2 protein-coding genes are annotated in these 1,106 nt (G+C 77.1%); both read left to right on the top strand.

Going from position 1 to position 1,106, the window contains the following annotated elements:
* The coding region (locus ABD308_RS21605; protein ID WP_344337685.1) for a phosphotriesterase family protein at window positions 1–901 on the top strand (901 nt) is incomplete at its 5' end.
* Window positions 784–1,106: TetR-like C-terminal domain-containing protein (locus ABD308_RS21600; RefSeq protein WP_344337722.1), on the top strand; the 323-nt coding region annotated here is incomplete at its 3' end. The genes ABD308_RS21605 and ABD308_RS21600, both read left to right, overlap by 118 nt.

Below are 1,106 nucleotides of genomic sequence, written 5' to 3'. Positions count from 1 at the left end.
GGCGTTCGTCCAGTGGACGCCCGCCGGGATGGGGCGGCGGGCCGACGCGCTGCCGGGGCTGTCCCGCGCGACGGGCGTCGACCTGGTCGCCGCCACCGGGCTCCACCAGGCCGTCCACTACGACCCGGCCGACCTCGAACGGCGCTACGCCGGGCTCGCCGGATTCTTCACCGCGGAGCTCACCGCCGGTCTGCACGGCGCGCCCGAGGGCGTCCGGGCCGGGCTGATCAAGGTGGCCGGCGACTACCACGGCCTGGACGCCCACACCCGGCGAGTCATGGCCGCCGCCGCCGAGGCGCACCACGCGACCGGAGCGCCGATCGCCGTCCACCACGAGCTCGGCACCGCCGCGCCGGACGTCCTCGACCTGCTCTGCGAACGCCACGGCGTCCCGCCCGGGCGGGTGATCCTCGGCCACCTCAACCGGCACCCGGACATCCGCCTGCACCGTCGACTCGCCGCCACCGGGGCCTTCCTGGCGCTGGACGGCCCCTCCCGCGCGCATCACGCGACCGACCACCACCTCTTCGACACGGTGGCCGCCCTGGTCGAGTCCGGTCACGCCGACCGGCTGCTCCTCGGCGGCGACACCACCACCCGCACCGCCCGTCACGCCCCCGGCCCCACGCACCTGCTCACCACCCTCGCCCCCCGCCTCTCCCGCGAGTTCGGCCCCGACCTCCCGCACCGCCTCCTCACCACCAACCCCGCCCGGGCCTTCGCGGTGGAGTGGGTTGCGGTGGGCGGCGGGACGCGCTCATCCTCGACGCCCTCACCGGGCGGATCGCCGGCGACATCCCGATCCCGGACACGGGCACCCTCGACGGTGACCTGCGCGCCCTCGCCCGGGGGCTCGTCGCCTGGCTCGGCTCGCCCGCCGGCGCCGCCGTGCTGGCCGTGATGCTGTCCGACGCCGCCCGCGCCCCGGGGATCGCCGAGGTCAGGGCGGGGATCTTCGCCGACCGGCTGCGCCGCGCCGAGCCGGTGGTCGTCCGTGCGGTCGAACGCGGTGAGCTGCCGGCCGGCACCGACCCGGCCGAGGTGGTCAAGAGCCTGGCCGCCCCCCTCTACTTCCGCGCGCTGATCACCGGCGAGCCGGTCGACGA

This window comes from Kitasatospora putterlickiae, from assembly GCF_039527695.1.
Lineage (GTDB): Bacteria > Actinomycetota > Actinomycetes > Streptomycetales > Streptomycetaceae > Kitasatospora > Kitasatospora putterlickiae.
This window is presented reverse-complemented; position numbering and strand designations above follow the sequence as displayed.